The 22,512-nt window shown below is 28.6% G+C and carries 22 protein-coding genes; 13 read left to right on the forward strand and 9 right to left on the reverse strand.

Annotated features, from left to right (window positions below; genetic code table 11):
- Positions 1-137 precede the first annotated feature (137 nt).
- Complete coding sequence (locus DL91_RS04785; RefSeq protein WP_231551391.1) at positions 138-719, reverse strand: hypothetical protein; 582 nt, start codon at positions 717-719, stop codon at positions 138-140.
- Positions 720-2,069: 1,350 nt separating this feature from the next.
- On the opposite strand from DL91_RS04785, the gene DL91_RS04790 reads away from it, so the two are divergent.
- The 3 genes from DL91_RS04790 (at position 2,070) to ppk1 (ending at position 6,765) form a co-directional block, all read left to right on the forward strand.
- The gene (locus tag DL91_RS04790; RefSeq protein ID WP_048190472.1) at positions 2,070-3,356 is read left to right on the forward strand and encodes a HEAT repeat domain-containing protein; all 1,287 of its coding nucleotides are present in this window, start codon (positions 2,070-2,072) and stop codon (positions 3,354-3,356) included.
- A gap of 369 nt (positions 3,357-3,725) precedes the next feature.
- Positions 3,726-4,637: a phosphatase gene (locus DL91_RS04795; RefSeq protein ID WP_048190473.1), complete on the forward strand. Its 912-nt coding sequence runs from the start codon at positions 3,726-3,728 to the stop codon at positions 4,635-4,637.
- Positions 4,638-4,644: 7 nt separating this feature from the next.
- A complete protein-coding gene (ppk1, locus tag DL91_RS04800) occupies positions 4,645-6,765 on the forward strand; it encodes a polyphosphate kinase 1 (RefSeq protein ID WP_048190474.1) in 2,121 nt (706 codons plus the stop codon).
- Positions 6,766-7,313: 548 nt separating this feature from the next.
- Here ppk1 and DL91_RS04805 read toward each other — a convergent pair.
- The 5 genes from DL91_RS04805 to DL91_RS13530 form a co-directional block, all read right to left on the reverse strand.
- Positions 7,314-7,706 (reverse strand): hypothetical protein, encoded by a 393-nt coding sequence (locus tag DL91_RS04805; protein ID WP_048190475.1) that lies wholly within the window; start codon positions 7,704-7,706, stop codon positions 7,314-7,316.
- Between the two features lie 15 nt (positions 7,707-7,721).
- Positions 7,722-8,336, reverse strand: coding sequence for a hypothetical protein (locus DL91_RS04810; RefSeq protein WP_231551392.1), 615 nt, complete (start codon positions 8,334-8,336; stop codon positions 7,722-7,724).
- Positions 8,337-8,982: 646 nt separating this feature from the next.
- On the reverse strand, positions 8,983-9,246 hold the full coding sequence (locus tag DL91_RS04815; RefSeq protein ID WP_048190476.1) for a hypothetical protein: 264 nt from the start codon (positions 9,244-9,246) through the stop codon (positions 8,983-8,985).
- A gap of 430 nt (positions 9,247-9,676) precedes the next feature.
- Positions 9,677-10,024 (reverse strand): hypothetical protein, encoded by a 348-nt coding sequence (locus DL91_RS04820; RefSeq protein WP_048190477.1) that lies wholly within the window; start codon positions 10,022-10,024, stop codon positions 9,677-9,679.
- 264 nt (positions 10,025-10,288) lie between these two features.
- Positions 10,289-10,426 carry a hypothetical protein gene (locus DL91_RS13530; protein WP_156096011.1) on the reverse strand — a complete coding sequence of 46 codons (138 nt, stop codon included), beginning with the start codon at positions 10,424-10,426 and terminating at the stop codon, positions 10,289-10,291.
- A gap of 393 nt (positions 10,427-10,819) precedes the next feature.
- On the opposite strand from DL91_RS13530, the gene DL91_RS04825 reads away from it, so the two are divergent.
- The 4 genes from DL91_RS04825 to DL91_RS04835 all read left to right on the forward strand — a co-directional run bounded on the left by DL91_RS04825 (position 10,820) and on the right by DL91_RS04835 (position 12,188).
- Entirely contained in the window at positions 10,820-11,164 is a 345-nt protein-coding gene (locus DL91_RS04825) for a hypothetical protein (RefSeq protein ID WP_052374180.1), read from the forward strand.
- Between the two features lie 150 nt (positions 11,165-11,314).
- Positions 11,315-11,515 carry an MEDS domain-containing protein gene (locus DL91_RS13825; protein ID WP_048190479.1) on the forward strand — a complete coding sequence of 67 codons (201 nt, stop codon included), beginning with the start codon at positions 11,315-11,317 and terminating at the stop codon, positions 11,513-11,515.
- A 20-nt stretch (positions 11,516-11,535) separates the two neighbouring features.
- A complete protein-coding gene (locus DL91_RS14520; RefSeq protein WP_369792067.1) occupies positions 11,536-11,613 on the forward strand; it encodes a hypothetical protein in 78 nt (25 codons plus the stop codon).
- 254 nt (positions 11,614-11,867) lie between these two features.
- Positions 11,868-12,188, forward strand: coding sequence for a carboxymuconolactone decarboxylase family protein (locus tag DL91_RS04835; RefSeq protein WP_048190480.1), 321 nt, complete (start codon positions 11,868-11,870; stop codon positions 12,186-12,188).
- Between the two features lie 552 nt (positions 12,189-12,740).
- Here the strand turns inward: DL91_RS04835 and DL91_RS04840 are convergent.
- Complete coding sequence (locus DL91_RS04840) at positions 12,741-13,049, reverse strand: hypothetical protein (RefSeq protein ID WP_048190481.1); 309 nt, start codon at positions 13,047-13,049, stop codon at positions 12,741-12,743.
- An 83-nt stretch (positions 13,050-13,132) separates the two neighbouring features.
- On the reverse strand, positions 13,133-13,777 hold the full coding sequence (locus DL91_RS04845) for a hypothetical protein (RefSeq protein ID WP_048190482.1): 645 nt from the start codon (positions 13,775-13,777) through the stop codon (positions 13,133-13,135).
- 1,082 nt (positions 13,778-14,859) lie between these two features.
- On the opposite strand from DL91_RS04845, the gene DL91_RS13835 reads away from it, so the two are divergent.
- Both DL91_RS13835 and DL91_RS13840 read left to right on the forward strand, forming a co-directional pair.
- The gene (locus tag DL91_RS13835; protein ID WP_197050599.1) at positions 14,860-15,033 is read left to right on the forward strand and encodes a hypothetical protein; all 174 of its coding nucleotides are present in this window, start codon (positions 14,860-14,862) and stop codon (positions 15,031-15,033) included.
- Positions 15,034-15,073: 40 nt separating this feature from the next.
- Positions 15,074-15,343, forward strand: coding sequence for a 4Fe-4S dicluster domain-containing protein (locus DL91_RS13840; RefSeq protein WP_369792048.1), 270 nt, complete (start codon positions 15,074-15,076; stop codon positions 15,341-15,343).
- Positions 15,344-15,519: 176 nt separating this feature from the next.
- Here DL91_RS13840 and DL91_RS04855 read toward each other — a convergent pair whose 3' ends face one another.
- On the reverse strand, positions 15,520-17,043 hold the full coding sequence (locus DL91_RS04855; protein WP_052374184.1) for a hypothetical protein: 1,524 nt from the start codon (positions 17,041-17,043) through the stop codon (positions 15,520-15,522).
- 310 nt (positions 17,044-17,353) lie between these two features.
- On the opposite strand from DL91_RS04855, the gene DL91_RS13535 reads away from it, so the two are divergent.
- From DL91_RS13535 to DL91_RS04870, 4 genes are all read left to right on the forward strand, one after another.
- Entirely contained in the window at positions 17,354-17,515 is a 162-nt protein-coding gene (locus DL91_RS13535; RefSeq protein ID WP_156096013.1) for a hypothetical protein, read from the forward strand.
- Positions 17,516-17,630: 115 nt separating this feature from the next.
- Positions 17,631-18,065: a GtrA family protein gene (locus DL91_RS04860; RefSeq protein ID WP_052374186.1), complete on the forward strand. Its 435-nt coding sequence runs from the start codon at positions 17,631-17,633 to the stop codon at positions 18,063-18,065.
- A 26-nt stretch (positions 18,066-18,091) separates the two neighbouring features.
- On the forward strand, positions 18,092-19,720 hold the full coding sequence (locus DL91_RS04865) for an NAD(P)/FAD-dependent oxidoreductase (RefSeq protein WP_048190483.1): 1,629 nt from the start codon (positions 18,092-18,094) through the stop codon (positions 19,718-19,720).
- A gap of 1,541 nt (positions 19,721-21,261) precedes the next feature.
- Positions 21,262-22,077, forward strand: coding sequence for a C39 family peptidase (locus DL91_RS04870; RefSeq protein ID WP_156096015.1), 816 nt, complete (start codon positions 21,262-21,264; stop codon positions 22,075-22,077).
- The last annotated feature ends 435 nt before the right edge of the window (positions 22,078-22,512 follow it).

A 22,512-nucleotide genomic window follows, 5' to 3' on the forward strand; every position in this document is an offset into this window, starting at 1 on the left:
TAATGATATGAAAAATTAATATATCAAAGCACGAATTAAGTAGAATAGTTTTCTGGGTTCATTCTTATGTAAACAATTAAAAATAAATTAGATTAAGAAAAATAGAATCATAATATATTCATAATATTATCACTATTTTATTTCTTTATATTGTTATTTTTCCTGTAATACTTCATTATTTCAATTTCTTCGTCTAAAAGAGACTTTTTATTACCTTTTTCGTGTCTGATTAAAATCCATACTCCAAAAACCGCACCAATAACTGCTCCTACTATATCAAACATTAAATCAGTCATAGTATCTGTAAATGGATCTAATATTGAAGATCCTTGAGTTAAAGCACCTTGAGTAATATAGAAATTGGTAGCAGGACCAATAAAATGGTCATAACCGTATTCTATCACCTCAAGCACAGCACCCAGCCCGATTGTAACAAATACAATTATTATCCCTGCCATTAAGTAGCTTGCCTTAAATTTATCAAACCTATAACCAATGTACACTAGCAATACGCCCATAAATGAGGTAATTGCGGGAATCATGGTATGTTGGAACTTATCATAGTAACCAAATCTAGCATATAAACTTAGAGAATCAGCTACCACATATTCGAGGACAATTATTATAAGAAATAGAATTTCAAATTCAAGTGGAATAAATATATGTTGACGTGTTAAAATAGCCGGAAGCAAAATAAGACAAACTGCAACCAGGATCATAAAACCATAAACTGGAAAACCAAATATAATTTCATAAATTCCAAACAATATTAGGAATATCCTTAAGGTCCATGCAATAATGACACTTATTTTGTGATCTTTAAAAAGTAAATCATCAGTTTTAAACACCATAGTAACCAATAATAAGTAAGTAATATTAATATATATCATTTATGACCTTAGAGGAATATGAATCTCTTCTATAAGTCAATGTATCCTAATCTTCTGTTTCTGATTAAAACGGAAGGATTTAAGGTAAATATTAGATTTTCAGATTTGAATAAAAAATTCCAAAATAAATAGAACAATAATTTCTTTAAACTTCTCTATTGTTAGCTAAGTGGTTGTAATATTACAATTATATAGCTGTTACAATTCTACCCTTTTGATCTTCAAATTTCCAAACTACATCGATTTGATGGTTCGGTCATTTTTCTTATTAATATCTCGTCATGCTTTACATTTACATTAGTGACCAAACACATTTATAATTGGGATCAATAACATATCATTGGTTTATATGGTTTTTCCAACCACGTTTTCAATGTTAAGAACTTTACTTATTTCTTCAACAGTTGTTTTAATAGGATCTCCAATATCCAATCAAATTCCTCCTAATATGTATTAATTAACTCTTTAAACTTTGTTTACCAGTTTTAAATTTTAATTTCCAATCTGGATTTTGATATATATTTAGAAATTTTTATATTAATCTTTTCAAAGCTTCAAATAAAGAGTAAACAAATAACTTGTTTATTTATATTTCCATTCAATATTCTTATTTAGAAACACAATAACATTGTAGCGAAGTATTTCGACTATAGGGTAATATGAGGCCTATAATTTATTTCAACTCTAATAATATATTTAATATTATTAATAAATTGATACTTCATTATCTTAACTTAATGGTCGATTATAAAAATTATTCAATTATTTTAAAAAATTTATAATCTGAAATTTATCTCAAGATTATATGTATGCCCTGTAAAATCCTATTTCAAAGTCAATAAATTTTAAATTCTAAAAAAATAAAGGAATTAATTATCAGTTTTGAAGAGTTAGCTATATCTTCCTATAGTAACAATAGTTATATAATGAATGGGTAGTTAAATTTGGGATTATTACAAAATGAGCGTAAAAAGAAGAAATAAGAGAACTGATTGTGTAATAGCTATTCTTTCTAATTTACAATATTGATGATTCAATTTTAAAATAATTCATAAAAATTCTGATTAATTCTATATATATAATTTAGAAATTTGAATTATTATTAATAAATTTTTTTTGAAGTAAATAATATCCTAATTAATCAAACATTTACATTAGTAATTCAGGAGGTCCCTGGATATGGGTTATAAATTTAATAAATTAGATATAGAAAAATTAAGGGCAAAAAATGATATTAAAGGGCTAATTAAAACACTTAAACATGAAGATAGCAATATTCGAATGTTTGCAGCAATTTCTTTAGGGGAAATAGGTGATAAAAAAGCCATAGTTCCTTTAATCCAATCCTTAAAAGATGAAGAAGAATGTGTCCGAAATGAAGTCTTAAATTCTCTTGTTAAAATTGGAGACCCTGCCGTAGATAATCTTATAGTGGCGTTGAAAGATGAAAAACTTGAGGAAGGAGTAAAATTCGCTCTTATTAAAATTGGGGAACCCTCATCAAGGAATTTAATGTTTAAGTACAATAATCAAAATAGGGATACTAAGATTTATTATATTAATCTTATGGGTGAAATAGGAGATAAAAATTCAATTGAACATTTAATACACATTTTAAAAGATATAAAAAGCAATGAAAAATATGATCGTGAAATATTAATTTCAACTATTAAATCACTCGGTAAGATTGGAGATGAAAGAGCTAGAGATATAATACACGATTTATATTTTAGGTTTTGCCGTAGCCAAAGTGATAGATACTTAACAGAATTATTTATGGATGTTATTATTAATGTAGATAGAAATGGTTCTGATTTTTTAGTACAAGAATTATCAAGTAATGATTGTAAGGTAAGGGAGGAAGTTGCAGATGCCCTTATTAAGATGGAATATCAAATGGCAGTGGATCCTCTAATCCTGGCTTTAACAGACAATAACGGGGATATTTTCCGAAAGAGGGCATCAGAGATACTTTCTAGGATAGGTAAACCTGCAGTTATCCCTCTTATCCAAGCCTTAAGAGATGAAGATAGATATCTTAGATGTGGGGCAGCAGATTCTCTTGGTAAAATTGGAGATGAAAGGGCAGTAAACCCCCTTATTAATGCTTTAAAGGACAAAGATAGTTATATCAGATTAGAAGCAGCAAAGGCTCTAGACAAGATTGGTTGGAAGTCTAGAGGCGGACAAGAAAATGTATATTATTTAATTGCAAAAACAAAATGGATTGAAGTATCTAAAATAGGAAAACTTGCAGTGTTCCCTCTTATTCAGACTTTAAAATACGGAGAGTTGGATCTTCGATTTAACGCGGCTGAGACACTTGGTGAAATAGGAGATGAAAGGGCCTTAGAACCTTTAAAACAAACTTTAAAAGACGAAGATGAGGATGTTCGTAAAAAAGTATCGGAAGTTCTGGTTAATATGGGTTGGAATTCTAAAACTGATATGATATCCATTAGTTAAATGTAAAAAAAGATGAGGATTAGTTTAATCCTTCAGTTCTTAATAAAGTTCTTAAATGGATCTTCTTTATATCCTTCATAGTCAGATTCCTGTTATCAATCTAGAAAACAATAACAAAGGGGCATCTAAATATTAAACAGTAACTAGAGGTTTCCAATGGAATTCGGGATATAAAGTAGTAATAGTAAGTTTAAAAAAAATGAATCATTTGCTATTTTAATATTAATACAAAAATTTATTTTCAATTAATGCTATAAATTAATATATCTATGAAAGAGTTAGTGATAAGTCATGGTATTTGTACAGTAAATTAGAACAAACTTAGAATTTGTTTAATATTTCGAATCTTCTTAATATGAGGTTATATTGATGTTGTATGGAGTCGTAGATATAGGTTCAAACACTGTAAAATTAAATGTTTACAAGTCCCAGGATAATGATATAAGTATCGAATTTTCAGAAAAAGAAAATTTAGGTTTAATATTTTATATAAACAACGGAAAACTAACAGATAACGGCATTGAAGAGTTAGTAACTGTTCTTAAAAAAATGAAAAATGATCTAGACTATTTAAAAATAGATAATTACAGTTTCTTTTCTACAGCATCGTTGAGAAATATTGAAAACAGCGATGAAGTTATACAAATTATTAAGAATAGGGTAAATATAGAAATTGATCTATTATCTGGTGAGGAAGAGGGAGAATTAAGTTTTTTTGGATCTATACCCACCATCAAAGAGGATGATGGAATTTTAATTGATTTAGGAGGGGGTAGTGTAGAAATTGTACTTTTTAAGGATAGAAAAATATATGAAAAATACAGTATTCCTATTGGTTTTCTAAAAATGTTCAATGATTATGTTTCTGATATAATACCCAATAAAAAAGAGTGCAAACTGATTCAAGAAAGAACATACTCTGAATTGGATAAAATTGGTCTTAAAAATAATGAAAAAATTCCTTTTATGTGTGGTGTAGGGGGAAGTATTCGTGCTATTAAAAAATTACTGGTAAATTTAGATTTACAGAAGAAGAAAGACAATTTAGTAGATGTTAAATTGTTAAAACAGTTAAAAGAAGAACTTAAACTCGATGAATCAAATCATAATAACTATATCTATTACAAAATATTACATGTCAAACCATCTAGGGTCCATACTTTAGTTCCTGCTTTGTTGATAGTCGAATCAATTACTTCCTATTTTAGCTGTGAAGCAATACAGATCAGTAAATTTAGTGTTAGGGAAGGATATTTACTTAGAAAAATGTTAAAGGGGTAAACTAAACATGTCTAAAGAGGATTATAGTTTTACCCAAAACCGTGAATTGTCCTGGTTAAACTTTAATGAACGTGTTTTAGAAGAAGCAGAGGATGCTTCTGTTCCTTTATTAGAACGTTTGAAATTTGTATCTATTTTCTCAAGTAATTTAGATGAATTTTACATGGTTAGATGTGGAAGTTTATATGATCTATCCCTTATTGATGAGGATTATCGGGATAATAAAACCGGTTTGAATGCACAGGATCAACTTGCAGATGTCTTTGAAAGGACTAAATTATTATACAAACGTCGAGATGACGTATATAAATCTATAAATTCTAGTTTAAAAGAGGAAGGTATCTATGATCTCGATTTTGAAGATCTGACAAAGACTGAAAAAAAATTTATAAACAAATTTTTCTTTAACTATATTTTCCCAGTTTTATCCCCACAAGTTATTGATGTTCACCATCCATTTCCCCATTTATTAAACAAATCCCTGAATGTCATGTTGATGATAAGGGATAAAGATGTAATTTTGTATGGGCTTATCCCAATCCCATCAACTTTACCCAGTATAATCTATTTTCCAAAGGATGAAATGCGTTTTATATTATTAGAAAAAATAATATATGAATATGTTAATGAAATCTTTTCAAATTACGACATAGAATTTAAAACCATAGTTTCTGTTACGAGAAATGCTGATATAACCCTATCTGATTCCCAAATTGATGAAGATGAAGATTATAAGGGGTACATGAAAAAAATTTTAAAGAAAAGAACTCGATTAGCACCCATCAGATTAGAGTTCTATAAATATTCTAACTCTAAATTAAGCAATTTTCTATGTGAACAGTTAAATACCCAACAGAGTCAAGTACAAATCTCTGATACTCCTTTGGATATGGATTATGTATTTAAATTGTACAGTCATATAGAAAAGAAAAATGAACTGGTCTACCATAAACTATCATTTAATCCATACTATCCTAAAATACCAAAAACTGTAAGGGAAGGAAAGATTATACCACAGCTAAAAAAGAGGGATTTTTTATTATTCTATCCATATGATTCAATAGAACCATTTTTAAGATTATTAAAAGAGGCAGCTAACGATGAAAATGTTGTATCTGTTAAAATTACCCTCTACAGACTGGCGAGATCTTCTTCGATTATAAAATATCTACTGGAAGCAAGTGAAAATGGGAAAGAGGTAACAGTTTTAATTGAACTAAGAGCTAGATTTGATGAAGCAAATAATATTCACTATGCTGGTTTATTAGAAGAAGCAGGTTGTAGGATTTTGTACGGTTTTGAAGATTACAAGGTCCATTCAAAGGTTTGTTTGATTACACGGAAAGAGAAGAACAACATCAAATATATCACCCAACTGGGGACTGGTAACTACAATGAAAAAACCAGTAAATTATACACAGATTTTAGTTTTATTACACGAAACCATGCCATTGGAAGAGATGCCATGTTGTTCTTTAAAAATATGGCAATTTCTAATTTAAATGGTGAGTATGAAAAGTTGTTAGTTGCACCATTTGGATTTAAAAACAAAGTAATTGAAAAGATCAACAATGAAATTGAAAATGCAAAGAATAACCGTCCAGCCAGTATTTTCATGAAAATGAATTCCCTAACAGACAGGGAATTGATTGATATGTTATCTAAGGCATCTAATGCAGGTGTGAAAATTAAATTAATAATTAGATCCATCTGTTGTTTACTCCCAGGAATACCTGGTAAGACTGAAAATATTGAGATCATCAGCATAGTTGGCAGGTTTTTGGAACATTCAAGGATATACTGTTTTGGTACAGAAGAAGATGCCACAATATATTTATCTAGCGGAGATTTAATGAATAGAAATACTGAAAAACGTGTTGAACTTACTTTTCCTATTGAAAAACCTATCTTAAAGAAACAGTTAATGAATATAATAGATACTATGCTTAATGACAATGTCAAAGCTCGAAAAATTAATGATAAAGGAGAGTATGAGAGAGTTATTAGAAGTATAGATCTAATTGATTCACAAATTTATTTCATGAATAATGATTTCTCAGAATGTGGTAAAGAGGAAGTGGGGAATGAATCATTTTTCACTAAACTGAAACATTTATTGAAAAGATAAATTACAATCCATAAATTAGATCTTATAAGTTAACTTCGTATATTTCTCATAACAGAGTAATTCATAGAAAAAAGAATATAATTTTTATAAGTATTATTAATTAATTACTTCGTGATAATTCTCTATTGTTAGCCAAGTGGTTGGAATACTAAATTTATAGAATCTAAAAATAGTATGCAGGCATACACACATTTATGATCTGGTAAGTATCCACTTATCAATCTTTTATTTTAATGATTATTCCATAATCTTACTATTTTTAATATTAGCTGAAGGATCCAATTGTAGATTTACTATGAAATGAATAATGATGCCACAACAAAAATGTCTAAGTAAGAATATTCCAAACTAATGGATTAATTAGAACATATCTGATGACTGTAGCTATATCTACATTTCCATGATCAGGATCATAATCCTAAAGACAAATTAGGATGTTTGAATTTCTCTGTGCAATCTTAAAGATGTTGTAATCCGCTCTTAAAACTTACATTATTGGATAGGTATGCATTAAAATAAACTTATTACATCCAGTGCGGATATATGTTTTATCGTTTTTCTGATTCAAATAAACTTATTGAACTATCTAAACCGTCTTTACTTGATTCTATGATGTCTATTGCAGATTGTAGTTCATCAATTTTATATTTTTGATCAACAATTAAACGATGGATAATGAATCCTATAATAGATAAGATCGCCATGAAAATCAGAGTATAGAAAATTAAAACTAATACATATTGATAAAATGTTAAATTATCTAATGTAGTAGCTGATAAAATGAAAACTACTAAAAATGCGAAGATAAAACAGCTGGCTATGATCAATAATAATTTTTGGTCATCATTCCTATCCTTAAATGATGAATAAGCTGCTATAGACAAGGAAGATCCTGCTAAACTTAAAACTAGAAATTCTGGTATTAAAGCAATAATATCCATTTTTTAGCACCTTTTTTAATAACATTCTTGATTCAATACTTCTTCTTTCGTTAAAGGACGGGCATATTTCTGCATTTTACTAAAAGCCTGATTATATATTTTTATTAATTCTGGTTGTGCCTTTTTTATCCCTACAGATCCACGAATTTCGTTGTGTCTATCAGGTTTTTCAATGTACAAATGACTTTTATTAAAAATCATAAAATGTTTGGTAGGTCTTTTTGGCAAGACTAAATATTCAACACTCTTATATTTATCAAGAAGAGTGTAAATTTCCATCCTATCCTCACAAAATACTTTAGGACCGCCAATGATTGTTATTGATTCAAATTTATGATTTGCGGCGTGTTTAATTATCTCTTGTACACCTTCGCTGAATTCTCCCACAATTACTTTAAGTTCCAATTCATCAACAATTTTTCCTTTAATTTTAAGATTTTTCAATCCTTCAATCAGATTAAATCTCCACACTCTTCTTTTATATCTTTCTGAACTGTGAAAAAGAACTATTTCATTCCCATACAACTTATTATAATGGGGATTATGCCTATAAATTAATTTAAGTAAGATGATAATTATTAATGTCGATAAACTCATTAATATCAAAATTACTCTATAATCAAATTGCATCATTTATCCCCTCAAAAAATCATTTCTCTGGTCTCTTGTTGAAGCATATAATAATCCCTAGATTTTATTAGAGATAAAAATAATCCATTAAAAACAAACCCTCTGAACTAATATTATCTTTATTAGGGTTTATTAACTTTTCATTAAAATACAATTAAATTTAATTACAATATGGTTAAGCATTGCATTTATCTTCTCTATTTATTTCTAACCAGTAACGTTTTATCATATTTATGGGCTTTATAAACACATCCAGCTTACGTATTATCGAACACTACTGTGTGAATTTAGAGAGAAGTAGAAATGACATCATGTTCCAGAAAATATACTAAAAGTTGGATAAGATGACTATTATCATCATCACCAATCCATCTTAAATTAACAACAGCTATGATTAAATGATATAGTGACTATCTAGACTATACAAATACATGAATGCATAAGATTAAACACTCATTTATATATAAACTCATATTTGTGATGCTTGATCTACGATTACAGATACTTAGTTAACCATAATTACTTGATTGAAGTCTATAAATTTGGAAATAATTCTTGTAAAGCAATAGAACTTTCAATTACAAAATTTATTCCAAATTCAATCTTTTTTATTCACTTTTGCTTTTATACAATCGTATTATTATTTTTAATCGTCTGTAAAAAGTTTCCAACCGTTTTTAACTAATTCTTGGATATATTGGTCAAGATGGTCTACAACAGATCCATCTGCTTTCTTTAAATGTATTTTAACAAACCCTTTTGAGGGATAAGAAAAGGTTCTTCTTATTACTTCGTATTTTTTATCATCTAAGATTAACCAGTCTCCAGAAACAGGATAATCAAGTAATTCTATGGTTTTTGCCAAATATTTGTTTTCATCAAAGACTAATACTAATCCTACTTTTACCATTACAACCACCTCTGATTTAATTCAAACTCCCCTCTATAATCTTGTTTCATCTACTGTCAAACCATACAATTCATAAACTAATTTATCTGTAGCATCTAAAATTTTCTTAAAATCAATCCATTTTTTTCATTAGTCTGACTGGTAATGTGATTATGTTGTTGAGACATTAACTAATTTTATTGAGTATTCGTTCTGTTTCCAGTTATGGTAAGTTCGGTGTATAAGATAGGATGGGGAGTTTTTTTTGACAGATTATGTAATGGGGAAAAGTCTTCGCCGTATCACCACAAATCAAATACCGACATATAAGTCAATGAAGCTTATAAGAAACTTCCATGAACATCACGACATTCATCAAAAACTAAAAATGGAAAAAATAAAGAGTAAATCTACCCAAAAATAAATTTTTTTGCCAATTAAAAATTTATTGTTAAAAAAATGGACCTAATTTCAATTCTATAATTTTTTGGTTGAAAAACGTAGCAAAATCTTGTTTAGTTTCTTCTATTAATGTATCTACAATTTCATCGTTTAGATATGTAGGGTAGTCGAATTCAATTGTTATGGCAAAATAAGTTTTATCACCCTTTTCTATTGCTTTACTAAAATAAGTTTTTGCATTTGGATTTTCGATATTCCAAACTTTTAAATATTCCTCAAGCATTGCAAAATTCTCACCAAAGCTTTTCTCTATTGAAAAATATATAAACCACCTAGCTTCAAAAGGTACATCTTTAACTAATTCCGCATGTTCATATTTTAAAACAATATCTACCATTTTTACCACATCTTTGATCCTGTTTAATTAATTAAACTCCTGATCTCCTTAAAAAAGAAGACCCGGAACTTTTTAAAAAAGAATACGGAGACGCTAAAATTAACCCTCCGGGTTCAGGTGGGAAAAAACTGAAGAGCAAAAAGAAATAAAATTTTATAATATTTTATTTTTTTTAAATAATATAATTGGATTGCGATAATAAACTGAACCAACAAAAATTATTAAACATGAGGAAAAAAATTCTAAATTATTTTTGAAAATCATTTATTTCTTTTCTTTTAGGTTTCCAAATGTAAATTTACAATTTGGACATTTGCAGTTCATTCCTGTGGATCCAATTGCTCTCCAGCATTCCATTAGGCCTTCAAAACCGCAATTAGGACATTTTTTAGATTCTTTCAATTCTTATTGACTCCATTTTTTTTAAATCTATTATATATCAATTGAAATATTAATTTTTCATATTAATAAACTATATGGGGAGAGTTAATTGTCCTGATACCTTCTTTTTAGATACTGCATCGTTTTTATGAGAACTTCTAATAGTGTTCTACAAGGATGTATCGAGATAACATTGTGATGATGGTTCTTTTTTGTGTAATTAATCCATAATTATCCAAAAATTTTAACAAACAGAATAACTCATAATAATAATAGGGTAGGGATGGTATTTTCTTCTCTTTTTGCCAATATGGTTACATATTGGTCCCCCAATATGTGGAAAGTACCTCCCTGCTCGACTAAAAAATAATTATATTTCCCATGACTCCATCTATTTTAGGAGATGTTGAAATTTTGATTAGTGACGGTTTAAAATTCTTATTGTATTTTATAATTGGGGGTTTTATTCTAACACTTGTTACATACTTTGGAAGTAAGGATAAAGGTATATTGGCAGCTTTCATTGCATTGTTCCCTTTGGTAAGCCTCATGAGTATTTTAACCATCTACAGCGAAGCAGGTAGTTTACCTGTATTGGATTATGTTAAAGGGCTTTTGATATTAACACCAGTATGGATTATTTTTTTATTTTGTATAGTATATTTACTGCCTAAACAAGGATTATTTGTTGCTATAGTTATTGGATTGGCAATTTTTATCATTATATCTGTTTTATTGATAAATTATCTCAATTATTAGAAAATCGAATTAACTTAATTAAAATTGGGATTAATGATAATAAAAAAAATTATAAGATTGTAAATTAATAATTTATGATATAAAATTTTTAAAACTATTTTTTGGGGTAGAATTATTTTTGATGATGAGTTTAGAAAATCGGGTATAAATTTGATTGGAGATGTGCCTTGGGGGACGCATTTCTGTCAATTTTATCAAACAAAAGATGATTTAATTGATATACTTGTTCCATATTTTAAAGCAGGTTTGGAAAATAATGAATACTGTATGTGGGTAACCTCAAAACCATTGGAAGTTGATGAGGCAAAAGAAGCACTGAAGGATTCTGTAGAAAATGTTGAAGATATTTAGATAGTGGTCAAATTGAGATTATTTCCTATGAGGATTGGTATGTAAAAGGAGGAAGTTTTAATTCTGATCAAGTTCTAAATGGATGGGTTGATAAATAGTTGTACTTCGGCTTTCTTTTTAGATGTGTAATTTTTTATTTGAACTTTTAACTGTGTTATAGATGGATGCATCGAGGTAGCATTGTAATGGTTTTCTAAACTCATTTAAAAGATTAATGGAATATTAAAGAAATAATAAGATAACAAGCCGTTTATTATGACTCAATAACCTAATTAACATCTTAAGTTAAATTTATATGAACTTAAATCATAATAAATATGTAGATATTATCAACATTTTTGAGGTGTTAGTTATGAAAGATGAAGTGTTTTTTAGTAAAGGTATGAACCCTATCAAGGAAGATTATCCAGATCTTTACGATATAAGTGTCAGTTTAAATGATGTTTGTTACACAGGTAAATCATTAGATTATAAAACTCAGAAACTTGTAGCCATAGGAATCGCTGCAGCTGCATCCGACAATAGAGCAGTTAAAAAACAGATACAAAGTGGTATGAAGGAACTTGATATAACCAAAGATGAAGTGGTGGATGTTTTAAGAGTTGTTCTTCTATTAGCAGGAAAACCTGGATTTATGAAGGGTATTAATGCATTATACAATATAAAAGAGTAGAAATTTTTAAATATTCCTTTTTAATACCTGAATTTATGTTGCCAGTGTTATTTAATAAGAATTTTACATTCGTTCTAGATTTATCTCACATATGGAACTAGATCCTTTGTATTTTTTCCTTTTTTTTAATAAATTTTGATGGATTTAAATGTTAATTGTTAGCAGATTTTCCATGATATGTTTAAAATAAACTTAAAAATAATAATACTTTTTTACAATTTCATACTCAATTTTATAATATTACCATACGAGTTTGCGTATGAGTATAACCATTTTTCAGGTAAAATCAAAATAAAGAAAATATAAGGAGGCATCACCAATTATATACTCATATTATATTTTATGATCTTATTGTATTAATTTTTTTCTATGATAATTTGTTCTTAGGAGTTATTCCATCATAAATATGCATTCTATCCATTGATTGAGAGGTAAATAATTTGATTTTGGAGATAGTGATAGATAAAAGTGTCTTTAATCAATTTTAGAGCCTAATATAATGGGATTGATATAGACTAAAGATGCAAAATTAATTTAATACTATTTTTTCGATTAAATGATGCTCAGAAGGTAACCTACCAGTGCAGTTGCAGTGTTAGCTACTGCTGAGATTAGAATGGCTTTCGGATATTTTATTTTTAATAGAAACATCAGTGCTACACTTTCAGCGATAATCACAGATATTTCAATGAGATAAATATTGGAAAGTAGGTTGATGTAACTGTAGGTTGCTATTGGAAGTGTTAATGAATTTATAACCACAGAATAGAATAGGAGCAACCAAGGCCTGTCCCTTACCATGAGCCATATAATTATAAATTCAATTACAACCGTTAAGAACCATACAGTTAAATATCCCATTATTTATTACCCGTTTCTAATTTAAAGGAAGCTTCATCATATTCTGTTGTACATTTTGAATACTTTTTATAATTTAGTTTGTTCTATGGTTCTCCTCTTCTTCTGTATAGGAATATGCCTATGATGGCTATTGCAGACATTAATGGTAGCACCAGGTACCATAAGTAGAAGATCGTGGTTCCGTCTTTGGTTTTTGATGGAACTGGTGTGATGTTATCAGCTTCAAAAGTCTTTTCCTGGGTACTTCCATCTGTAAAGCTGAAGATAATCTTTGATTTTTTAATTTCAAGTGCAGTATCATTTACCGCTACTATCTCAAGAACAATTAGTGCCCCATCAAGCTGATTGTTAGTATAGACAGTTCCATAGCTACCTTCAAGTTCTAAATTTGAATGGATAACATTAGAATTATTGTTGAAATAATCTACAACTGCACTTTGATTGTTCTGGTTTAAAATGTCCGTGTTAAATACGGATCTTTTAACGGTGTATATAGAAGCTGTGCTTAGTTTATAAAAACTGAATTCACGGGTGTTTAAAATTTCATAAGGCGGAGATGGACTGCCATGAAGAAGAAAAACGTACATTGGGAAATTGTTGATATTGGATATCTGGTAGGATAGTTTGATCTCCTTTTTTCCAGGTTCAATAACATCTGCATATGCAGATGAAATATTAAAAGCTAAAATAAGCACTATTATTATTAAGAGAGATATTTTAGATTTCATATTTTAGTATCTGTTTTTACTTTTTATTTAAAATTTTTATCAAACTTAATACCATAAAAAAACTGAGAAAATTTTCTTTCTCAGATATAATTTAAAAATAAAAAAAAAGTAGATAATAACCAGATTATAGTAGTGTGTTGCCTGCATACTAACTTAATAGGTCCACAATAGAGTGGGTGATTCCTAAATTTCTTAATTTGATGGATTTAAATGTTGATTGTTAGCAGAATTTTGCAGGATATGTTTACAATAAACTTAAAAATAATATACTTTTTTACAATTTCATACCTCAATTTCAATATATATCCATGCACTTGTAGGTATGAGTATAACCATTTTTAAGGAATATACAGTCTAAAATAAAAAAAGTAGATTATGCTTTCTGTTTTGAATTTAAATTGTAGTTTTCGAGTAAGTTGTTTCATAGAATACAACACCTAACCCGTTAAAAGTTCAATAATGTTGTCAGGAATTATTATCCCTTCTTTAACCATGGATTCTATCTTTTCAACAGTTTCCAAGTTAAAATCTGGATTATCCTTAAGTATCTTTAAGGTTTCTGTCCAAACATCCTCTAAAACAGTTTTTGGAACCTTTAAACTTTCTTCTATAATATTAAACCCCCATTATATTTAGAAATAAATAAAAATAAATCCCATTTATTAAAAAGTGTTATGATGCAACTTTCTAATAAATTTTATTATTTTTTCTATGAGTACTGAAGTTTACTATTTTTCAGGGACTGGAAATTCATTACATGTGGCTAAAGAATTACAAAAACGAATTCCAGAAACAAATCTAATAGCAATAGTTGGTCTTTTAATAATACAGTTATAGAAACCAGTTAAGAAACAGTAGGTATTGTATTTCCCATTCATCTCGCTATGGCTCCAGCCCCTGTAATAGGAATTTCTTAAGAAACTTGATTTAAAATCAGCTGAATATATTTTTGCAATATCTACACGGGCTGGTAACCCTCATAGAGCATTTATTGACCTGGATAAAATATTAAAGAAAAAAGGAAAAAGTTTAGATTCATTTTTTACTATAAATATTGCAAGTAACGATCCAAAATTTGAAGATTGGACCAGGCAACAGAAGAAGAAATTGCAGATTGGGAATCTAAAGTTCAAAATAATCTAGATTCCATTAAAACCATAATAATAAACAAAGAAGAAAACAGGGAAAAGGACACTAATTTCACGGTTTCTATGCCTGTATTTTCACTTCTTATCTCCTGTTCTTCCTATTCTTAATAAAATATTTAATGTTGATTTTTATTCAGATTCAAATTGTGTGGGTTGTGGGACCTGTGAACAGGTTTGTTTGTCGGGAAAGATAAAAATGATTAATGGAAAACCAAATTGGCAGAAAGATGTCCAATGTTTTTCCTGTCATGCATGTCTCAATTACTGCCCGGAACAGGCAGTTCAAATCAAATCCACACGTTTATTAAAATCATATACTGACAAAAACGAAAGGTATCCACATCCTTATGCAACAGATGATGATCTTGCTGGACAAAAAATGAGAAATTTGAAAGAGAGTGAAATAATTGGGGAATAAAATTGCTTCAAAAGATGAAAGGGTTCGAATTTGAACCATGTTGTTCGTCAGATTGGATTTTACTCCTCTGTCCTGACAGCAATAATCGCGGCAGTATTTTTTATAGCAGGTATCTTGACGTATGCTAGAATTTGATAGAATTATAAATAATTTAAAAAATATAAATTAAATCTATATTATCTTCCGTTTATTGCATAAACTTTTAAACCAGCTATTGTCCCATTAGTTACTTCCTTATATTTGGATAAAAGATTAATATTAGCTGTTGAATTATCCCAAAGAAGATAATAATCTATTTTATACTTTATGAAGTTATTTTCTAATTCGCTATCGCTGCTAATTTTCCAATTAATCAAATTTGTACCATAATACGGGCTATTTAGAAAGTATGCTACACCTTCTGATGTGTAATATTGACTATTTTCCCCATTTGATGCTAGATTACCATGTATGTTATACTGATTACTCAAAATATTACTCAGATTATAAATATACATTCCCTCATTAATCTCTTGAGTTATAGAGGTTACTGGTAACAAAATGAAAGAGGATATAAATAATATTATTAAAACTATTTTTCCAATATCTGTGAGTGATGTTTTCTTAAATAATTTATTAATCAAATAACCTCCCATCAAAATCAGCAAAATGTTTACAAGAATTAGATACCTAAATTCTACAAAAACAAGAATGTATCCTCCAATAAATAGCAATATCGTTGTTAAAGGATATAAATAATCAGTATCCGAGATGAGTTTCCGCGGTGGTTGAATACAAACAACAATATACGCTATAAGAATCAATATTGCAAAGATAGAAAAAGTTTGGATAATTCCTATAGTTTTGATGATATTGTTGCCTATTATCGTTAGTTGAAATATAAAATTTTTTACTGAGTGGAAAGGACTCCATTTTATGAGTTTATCATAGGATGGATCTTCCCAAGTGGTAATGGCTTTATCATTAGTTGGTTTCATAAATCCATTCCACATAGGAATCCCTTGAGAATCTGGCCCTACTAATTCGTAGTTATATTGTCCAGCAGTTCCTGTTGTTATCTTTCCATATTTGTCACTTATAATAGCACTCCAAGCTCCAGCTATGATAAAAAAAACTACAATCCCAATAGCAAAGTTTTTTAATATTTTTCTCCTTTTTACTCTTGAAATATCATTTACATAGTGAAACATATTAAATAATACAAAATGAACAATAAAAAAGGGTAAAGCATATTCTTTAGTCAAATAAGCCATTGCACCTAAAATTCCACACACAAACCCGTTAAATAATTTATCAGAGTAATTTGGGTCAAATATAAAATATAAGTAGTAAACTAAGAAACATAATAATAACAAATCCATAGGAAAAAAAGATGGTATTAATGAAAAATACAACACAACAAAAATCATTAAAAATAAGATTGATAACCTAATTTTCTCATCCATCTCAAATCGATAAGATAAAAATCTTATCCCAATTAAAGTAAAAAAACCTATAATCAAAGATAAAATTTTTGTTGAATATAAAGCAAAAGATTGTGATGATTTAAATAAGAGAAATGGTACTAACAACCATGAAAAAAGTGGGCCCCAATAACCATTAATTGCATTATGCAAATCTCCTTCAGCATATAACTGACCTATTGAGATTACACTAATTAAGTCTTGACCTGATATCGAATACTGGTAATATTTAAGCAAATAAACCCCTAATATCCAAAAAATGACTAGGAACATTAAAAAAATAATATTATGTTTTTTGGAACTATTCTTCAAAATAGCCATGTAACTTTGCATAAATTAACTTATCTATTAATTCATAAAAAGCCTTGTATTAATTCAAAATACATGTGATAAACAATTATATTTGGGGTGAGACTCTAAATAACCAACATGATGTTAGTGGTAATATTGCATCAAAATGGAAACTTGTTTGATGGGTATTATGATGAAACATTAGCACTTTCATATTTTTTAGGTTACAAGTTAATATGGATTCTCAAAACCTAACATGACCGATAATGATCTTAATGCAGAATTTAAGAAATATGGAATAGATTATTATTTTGTTTGGGGAAATTCGAGCAATGGGGCATTATTAGCTAGATTTCCACAAGTGAACAATGGTAATATAACAAATTTAAGGATTTATAAAGTAAAAGGTGGATTATAAAATATTAATTTAATTCTCTTAATTATTATATAATTAATTTTTTTAATAATTAAATCAAAATATAATTAATTATAACCCGATAATTCATTAAAAAAGCTATTTAATAAGGTGGAAAATGAAGCTTGCAATTAAAAATATAAGTAAAAAGTTATTGAAAGATGAAACTAACAAAACTCATATCCAAATGTTTAGATACCTCTTTGTGGGAGGAGCTGCTTTCATAGTCGATTTTTTATCTTTATTTATATTAACTGATTTTTTTGGCATTTATTATCTGATTTCTGCAGGAATAGCATTCATTTTAGGATTAATAGTTAACTACTTCCTTAGTATAAGCTGGGTTTTTAACAAAAGGAAATTAAAAAAGAGACACATTGAATTTGGAATTTTTGCACTTATTGGGATAGTAGGACTCGGATTAAACGAAATATTTATTTGGTTTTTTACACAGGATCTTCAAATATATTATTTAATATCCAAAATATTTGCTGCAGTTATAATATTATTCTGGAACTTTTTTGCAAGAAAATTCGTTTTATTCAGAGATTAAAAGTATTTTTTTAATGAGGAAGATTAATGCTTAATAAACAAGAAAATCAAAAAACAGCGATTATTATAGGTGCAGGTCCAGCAGGACTGACAGCAGCCTATGAACTACTCGATAAGACAGATATAAAACCAATTATTTACGAAAAAAGTAATGATATTGGAGGTATATCAAAGACTATTAATTACAAAGGTAACAGGATCGATATTGGAGGTCATAGATTTTTTTCTAAATCAGAAAGAGTTATGGATTGGTGGATGAATATTTTACCACTTCAAGGTGCTCCTGCAAAGGATGATCTTGCAGTTGGAAGGGAAATACCAATATCAAATGAATCTATTAAACATGATATAGGGTCTGTTAAAACAAAAACGTTCCCTGCACCAGATCCTGAGAAGATTGATGAAGTGATGCTTAATCGTAGCAGGTTGTCACGGATTTTTTTTCTTAGAAAATTCTTTAACTATCCTATATCCTTAAATTACAATACATTCGCTAATTTAGGAATTAAAAGAACTGTTAAAATAGGTTTAAGTTATATTAAAACATCATTTAGTCAAATAAAACCTGAAAAATCCCTTGAAGACTTTTTTATAAATAGATTCGGTGTTGAATTGTATCGTACATTTTTTAAGGATTATACAGAAAAGGTTTGGGGTGTTTCATGTAACCAAATTACAGCAGAATGGGGATCTCAACGGATAAAAGGCCTTTCTATAACAAATACAATATTGCATGCTTTCAAAAAGCGATTCACACGTGATAGTTCTATATCTCAGAAGAATGTTGAGACAAGTTTAATAGGTCAATTCATGTATCCAAAACATGGTCCTGGCCAGTTGTGGGAGGAAGTTGCAAAGCTCATTATAGAAAATGGTGGAGAAATACATCATGGAAATAAGGTTGTAGGAATAGAAAGCAAAGAAAATGAGTTAGATGCGATTAAAGTTTTGGATGAGTTTACAGGTGAATTTAAGAGGATTGAGGGGGATTACTTCTTATCAACTATGCCAGTTAAAGATTTAATAAATTCTTTTGAAAAAAAGTTACCTTATGATGTTTCCGAAGTTGCACAAGGTTTAATGTACCGTGATTTCATAACAGTAGGCCTCCTTCTAAATGAATTGAAAATCAAAAATGAAACCAAAATGATTACGGTTAACGATTTAGTTCCTGACAACTGGATATATATTCAAGAAAGGGATGTGAAGATAGGTAGACTTCAAATATTCAATAATTGGAGCCCATATCTTGTAAAAGATGACTCTAAAGTATGGATAGGTCTTGAATATTTCTGCAACGAAGGGGACGAAATGTGGAACATGTCTAATGAAAATTTCACAGATTTTGCTATCAAAGAATTAGAAAAAATTGACATCATAAATGCAGACGAGGTAATTGATAGTGTAGTCATAAAAGTCCAAAAGACTTATCCTGCATACTTTGGAACCTATAAAAAGTTCGATATCATTAAAAATTTCACGAACCAGTTTGAAAACCTTTTTCTAATAGGAAGAAATGGAATGCACCGTTACAACAATATGGACCATTCCATGCTCACAGCAATGACCGCAGTAGAAAACATAAAAAATGATATAAAATCAAAAGAAAATATCTGGAACATAAATGCAGAAGAAGAATATCATGAAGAAAAATGAAAAATAGTGTAATCTTATCACAATAATCAAAAATGCAATCAAATACTACGCAGGCAACAACCTAACAGCTGCATGCACATTCAAATTCAAAACAGGTTCCTAAAATACTTTTTTTTCTCTTTCTTGATTGCTAGCTTGCCGGATGAAATTTTCAAATAGCAAATGAAATTTCTGTATAAATTAGCACCTCTGAAAATAGCGTAACCTATGATTAAATGATGTATATACTATAGATTATACCAAATTAATTAACGTAAATATAATAAAACAGTATACCTTTAAATAAAACCTATAGAACAAAGACTTAGTCTATAGCAACAATAATAGATATTAAGTTAACCCACTATTTTATAATTAATTTCTTAATTAAGCGAGTGATAGATTAAGTGAACGTTTTCTCCATTGCAATTTTTAATTATTATAAAGATGCAATAGTTTAAATATGCAAAAAAAAATATCATCTGTGCTTCCTTTCCAAATTAATAGCGAACAAAAAAGCGAAGTATTAAGAGATTAAAACAAAAGAAGGGAGATAATGACATATTATATCCATAATTTTGAAAGGATTTCAATTATAAAAAAGAAAAATAGTTTAATTCTTAAATACTAGTCTATGAATAGCCAAAAAATATAAACTATTGACTTTGAAATAGTATTTTGCCTGCATACTAATCTGATACACTTTAAATTTGGTAATTTGTTCTAAAAAATATTAAAAAGACTGTATTACTTTTTTGTTAATTATATTTTTCATTATGTATACCCCCCCCATCTGCATATGATACTTAGCATATCCAATTCATTTTTTGTATTAATCAGTGGTTTTTTATTTTCATTGTTAATTAAATTATTATTTATTTTATCGTATTCGTAACAAAAATTTTTCTAAAAAATTGGGGACTAAAAAAGATTAGATAACTTCGTAAATGATGCTATGACGAAAAAAATTTTTAGTGGAATTTTTCAATAAAATTGTAACCACTTTCTATCAGAGCTAAAAAAGAGTAATTATACGATTATGTTTTGTCAGCTGAGTAAACAGCAATGTCTAATTTTCTCGCTAAAAAATTTTCAATTGCCACACCAAATGCTTTGAAATGTTCAGTTTGCATATGCGTTTCTAATACTTCTAGATTTGCCAAAACTGTATTTTCATGTTTAAATGGAAAAATAATGTACTATTATACGGATGTTTAATGATCCAAGTTGGGGATCCTATCAATAAATTGAGCAAAGTGACATTTTTTGTTAATTAATGTTTTAAATGACCTGATTTATTTGAAATAGGAGCAAAGGGGGGTTATTGATTACAAATACATTAGGCAGATTTTAATCGTGTTTTAAGGTCATAAAAACCTTTAATAACGTTTTTATCCGATTTTCATGATCGAATTGTTTAAATGTGATTGTAATCAATTTATAAACGGAATTAGTTATAACTTCGAAAATTGCTTATTATTTGATTTTTGGACATCGGGGGCGGTATAATCAGTAGGAAATTATTTTTATCGGTGTTATTATTATTTGGATTAGCACTGATTATGAATTTTAGTAGTGTAGCTGCTATTAATAGTAGCACTTCAAATTCGACAATCAATCTAAACAAAACAAACAGCACTTCAACAACTTTAATGACCACTACAAATACTGTAACAACAACCCAGACGATAAAAACAGTAGCGGCTGTAAATAAATATGGTTTAACACTTACTCAGATAAAAGATGGACAATATAGGGCTCAAAAATTCTATTGTACATACAATAGATTACCAAACTATGTAAGTTATGGAACTACAAAAATACCGATAACTACATTTAAACAAATTTTAGCGGCATATGGCTTAAAATTGATTTACAATACTTGGGTCACTGATACAAAGGTTGTATACGATCATCAGGACACATCATACACATGCGGCCCATCGTCACTTAAGATGGATTTTTCAAATTATGGTATGAACCTAAATGAGATGGGGCTAGCTTCTTATGCAGGATCCAATTCTAACATAGGCACTACACATGTTGGACTGATCAATGCTGTTAGTAAAGTAAATTTAAAATATGGGACCCATTTCAGAGCATGGGATCAATCCTTCTCTTCAGTAGGATGGACTGGACTTTACAGTTACATATCCCACAACAATCCAGTAATACTACACATAAGATCATTTTTAAATCCAAACTCGGGACATTATGTGCTTTTAACCGGAATAAACCTTTATTTAAAACAAGTAAAGATAGCAGATCCATCATATGGATATAGGACTCTTTCATTCAGTTCACTGCTAACAAAAATGAACTGGGTAGTTTCAACAGGAAGAACAACTAAACCTTTGATATTCCTCACTAATACTTAAAAAATTAAAAAACAGGGATTATTAAACGATATATAATCGATTTAAGAGGATTTAGACCTCTTAATTTTATTTTTTTTTATCTATATATACGAAATATTCTTCTATTATTAATATTAGAATTTGAATTAATTGGAATAATTATATAAGGCTTAATAATTCATGGAGGCATGATAAAAAGCTGTGATAGTAAATGATATTCCATAATAGGTTGAATGATGAGGGCCTACCTCTGTAAAAATTACTTAATTGGGGTTGTTATATTCTCCATTAAACTTTAAGAATATATATAATTATTCTGAAAGTATGCAGGCAAAATACTATTTCAAAGTCAATAGTTTATAATTTTTGGTTATTAATAGGCCAGTATTTAAAATTAAACTATTATTCCTCTTTTACAGTTGAAATTCCTTGAAAATGAGGAGTACAATATATCAT

Origin of the sequence: Methanobacterium sp. SMA-27 (genome assembly GCF_000744455.1) — an archaeon.
Lineage (GTDB): Archaea > Methanobacteriota > Methanobacteria > Methanobacteriales > Methanobacteriaceae > Methanobacterium_B.

What these genes read in the sequence shown, in the direction of transcription:
- DL91_RS04870 (WP_156096015.1), top strand. Translation starts at nt 21,262, where the DNA reads ATGAATTTTAGTAGTGTAGCTGCTATTAATAGTAGCACTTCAAATTCG.
- DL91_RS04805 (WP_048190475.1), bottom strand. Translation starts at nt 7,706, where the DNA reads ATGGATATTATTGCTTTAATACCAGAATTTCTAGTTTTAAGTTTAGCA.
- DL91_RS04795 (WP_048190473.1), top strand. Translation starts at nt 3,726, where the DNA reads ATGTTGTATGGAGTCGTAGATATAGGTTCAAACACTGTAAAATTAAAT.
- DL91_RS04790 (WP_048190472.1), top strand. Translation starts at nt 2,070, where the DNA reads ATGGGTTATAAATTTAATAAATTAGATATAGAAAAATTAAGGGCAAAA.
- DL91_RS04815 (WP_048190476.1), bottom strand. Translation starts at nt 9,246, where the DNA reads ATGGTAAAAGTAGGATTAGTATTAGTCTTTGATGAAAACAAATATTTG.
- DL91_RS04810 (WP_231551392.1), bottom strand. Translation starts at nt 8,336, where the DNA reads ATGCAATTTGATTATAGAGTAATTTTGATATTAATGAGTTTATCGACA.
- DL91_RS04865 (WP_048190483.1), top strand. Translation starts at nt 18,092, where the DNA reads ATGCTTAATAAACAAGAAAATCAAAAAACAGCGATTATTATAGGTGCA.
- DL91_RS04835 (WP_048190480.1), top strand. Translation starts at nt 11,868, where the DNA reads ATGAAAGATGAAGTGTTTTTTAGTAAAGGTATGAACCCTATCAAGGAA.
- DL91_RS04840 (WP_048190481.1), bottom strand. Translation starts at nt 13,049, where the DNA reads ATGGGATATTTAACTGTATGGTTCTTAACGGTTGTAATTGAATTTATA.
- DL91_RS04785 (WP_231551391.1), bottom strand. Translation starts at nt 719, where the DNA reads ATGATCCTGGTTGCAGTTTGTCTTATTTTGCTTCCGGCTATTTTAACA.
- ppk1 (WP_048190474.1), top strand. Translation starts at nt 4,645, where the DNA reads ATGTCTAAAGAGGATTATAGTTTTACCCAAAACCGTGAATTGTCCTGG.
- DL91_RS13535 (WP_156096013.1), top strand. Translation starts at nt 17,354, where the DNA reads ATGACCGATAATGATCTTAATGCAGAATTTAAGAAATATGGAATAGAT.
- DL91_RS04820 (WP_048190477.1), bottom strand. Translation starts at nt 10,024, where the DNA reads ATGGTAGATATTGTTTTAAAATATGAACATGCGGAATTAGTTAAAGAT.
- DL91_RS04845 (WP_048190482.1), bottom strand. Translation starts at nt 13,777, where the DNA reads ATGAAATCTAAAATATCTCTCTTAATAATAATAGTGCTTATTTTAGCT.
- DL91_RS04860 (WP_052374186.1), top strand. Translation starts at nt 17,631, where the DNA reads ATGAAGCTTGCAATTAAAAATATAAGTAAAAAGTTATTGAAAGATGAA.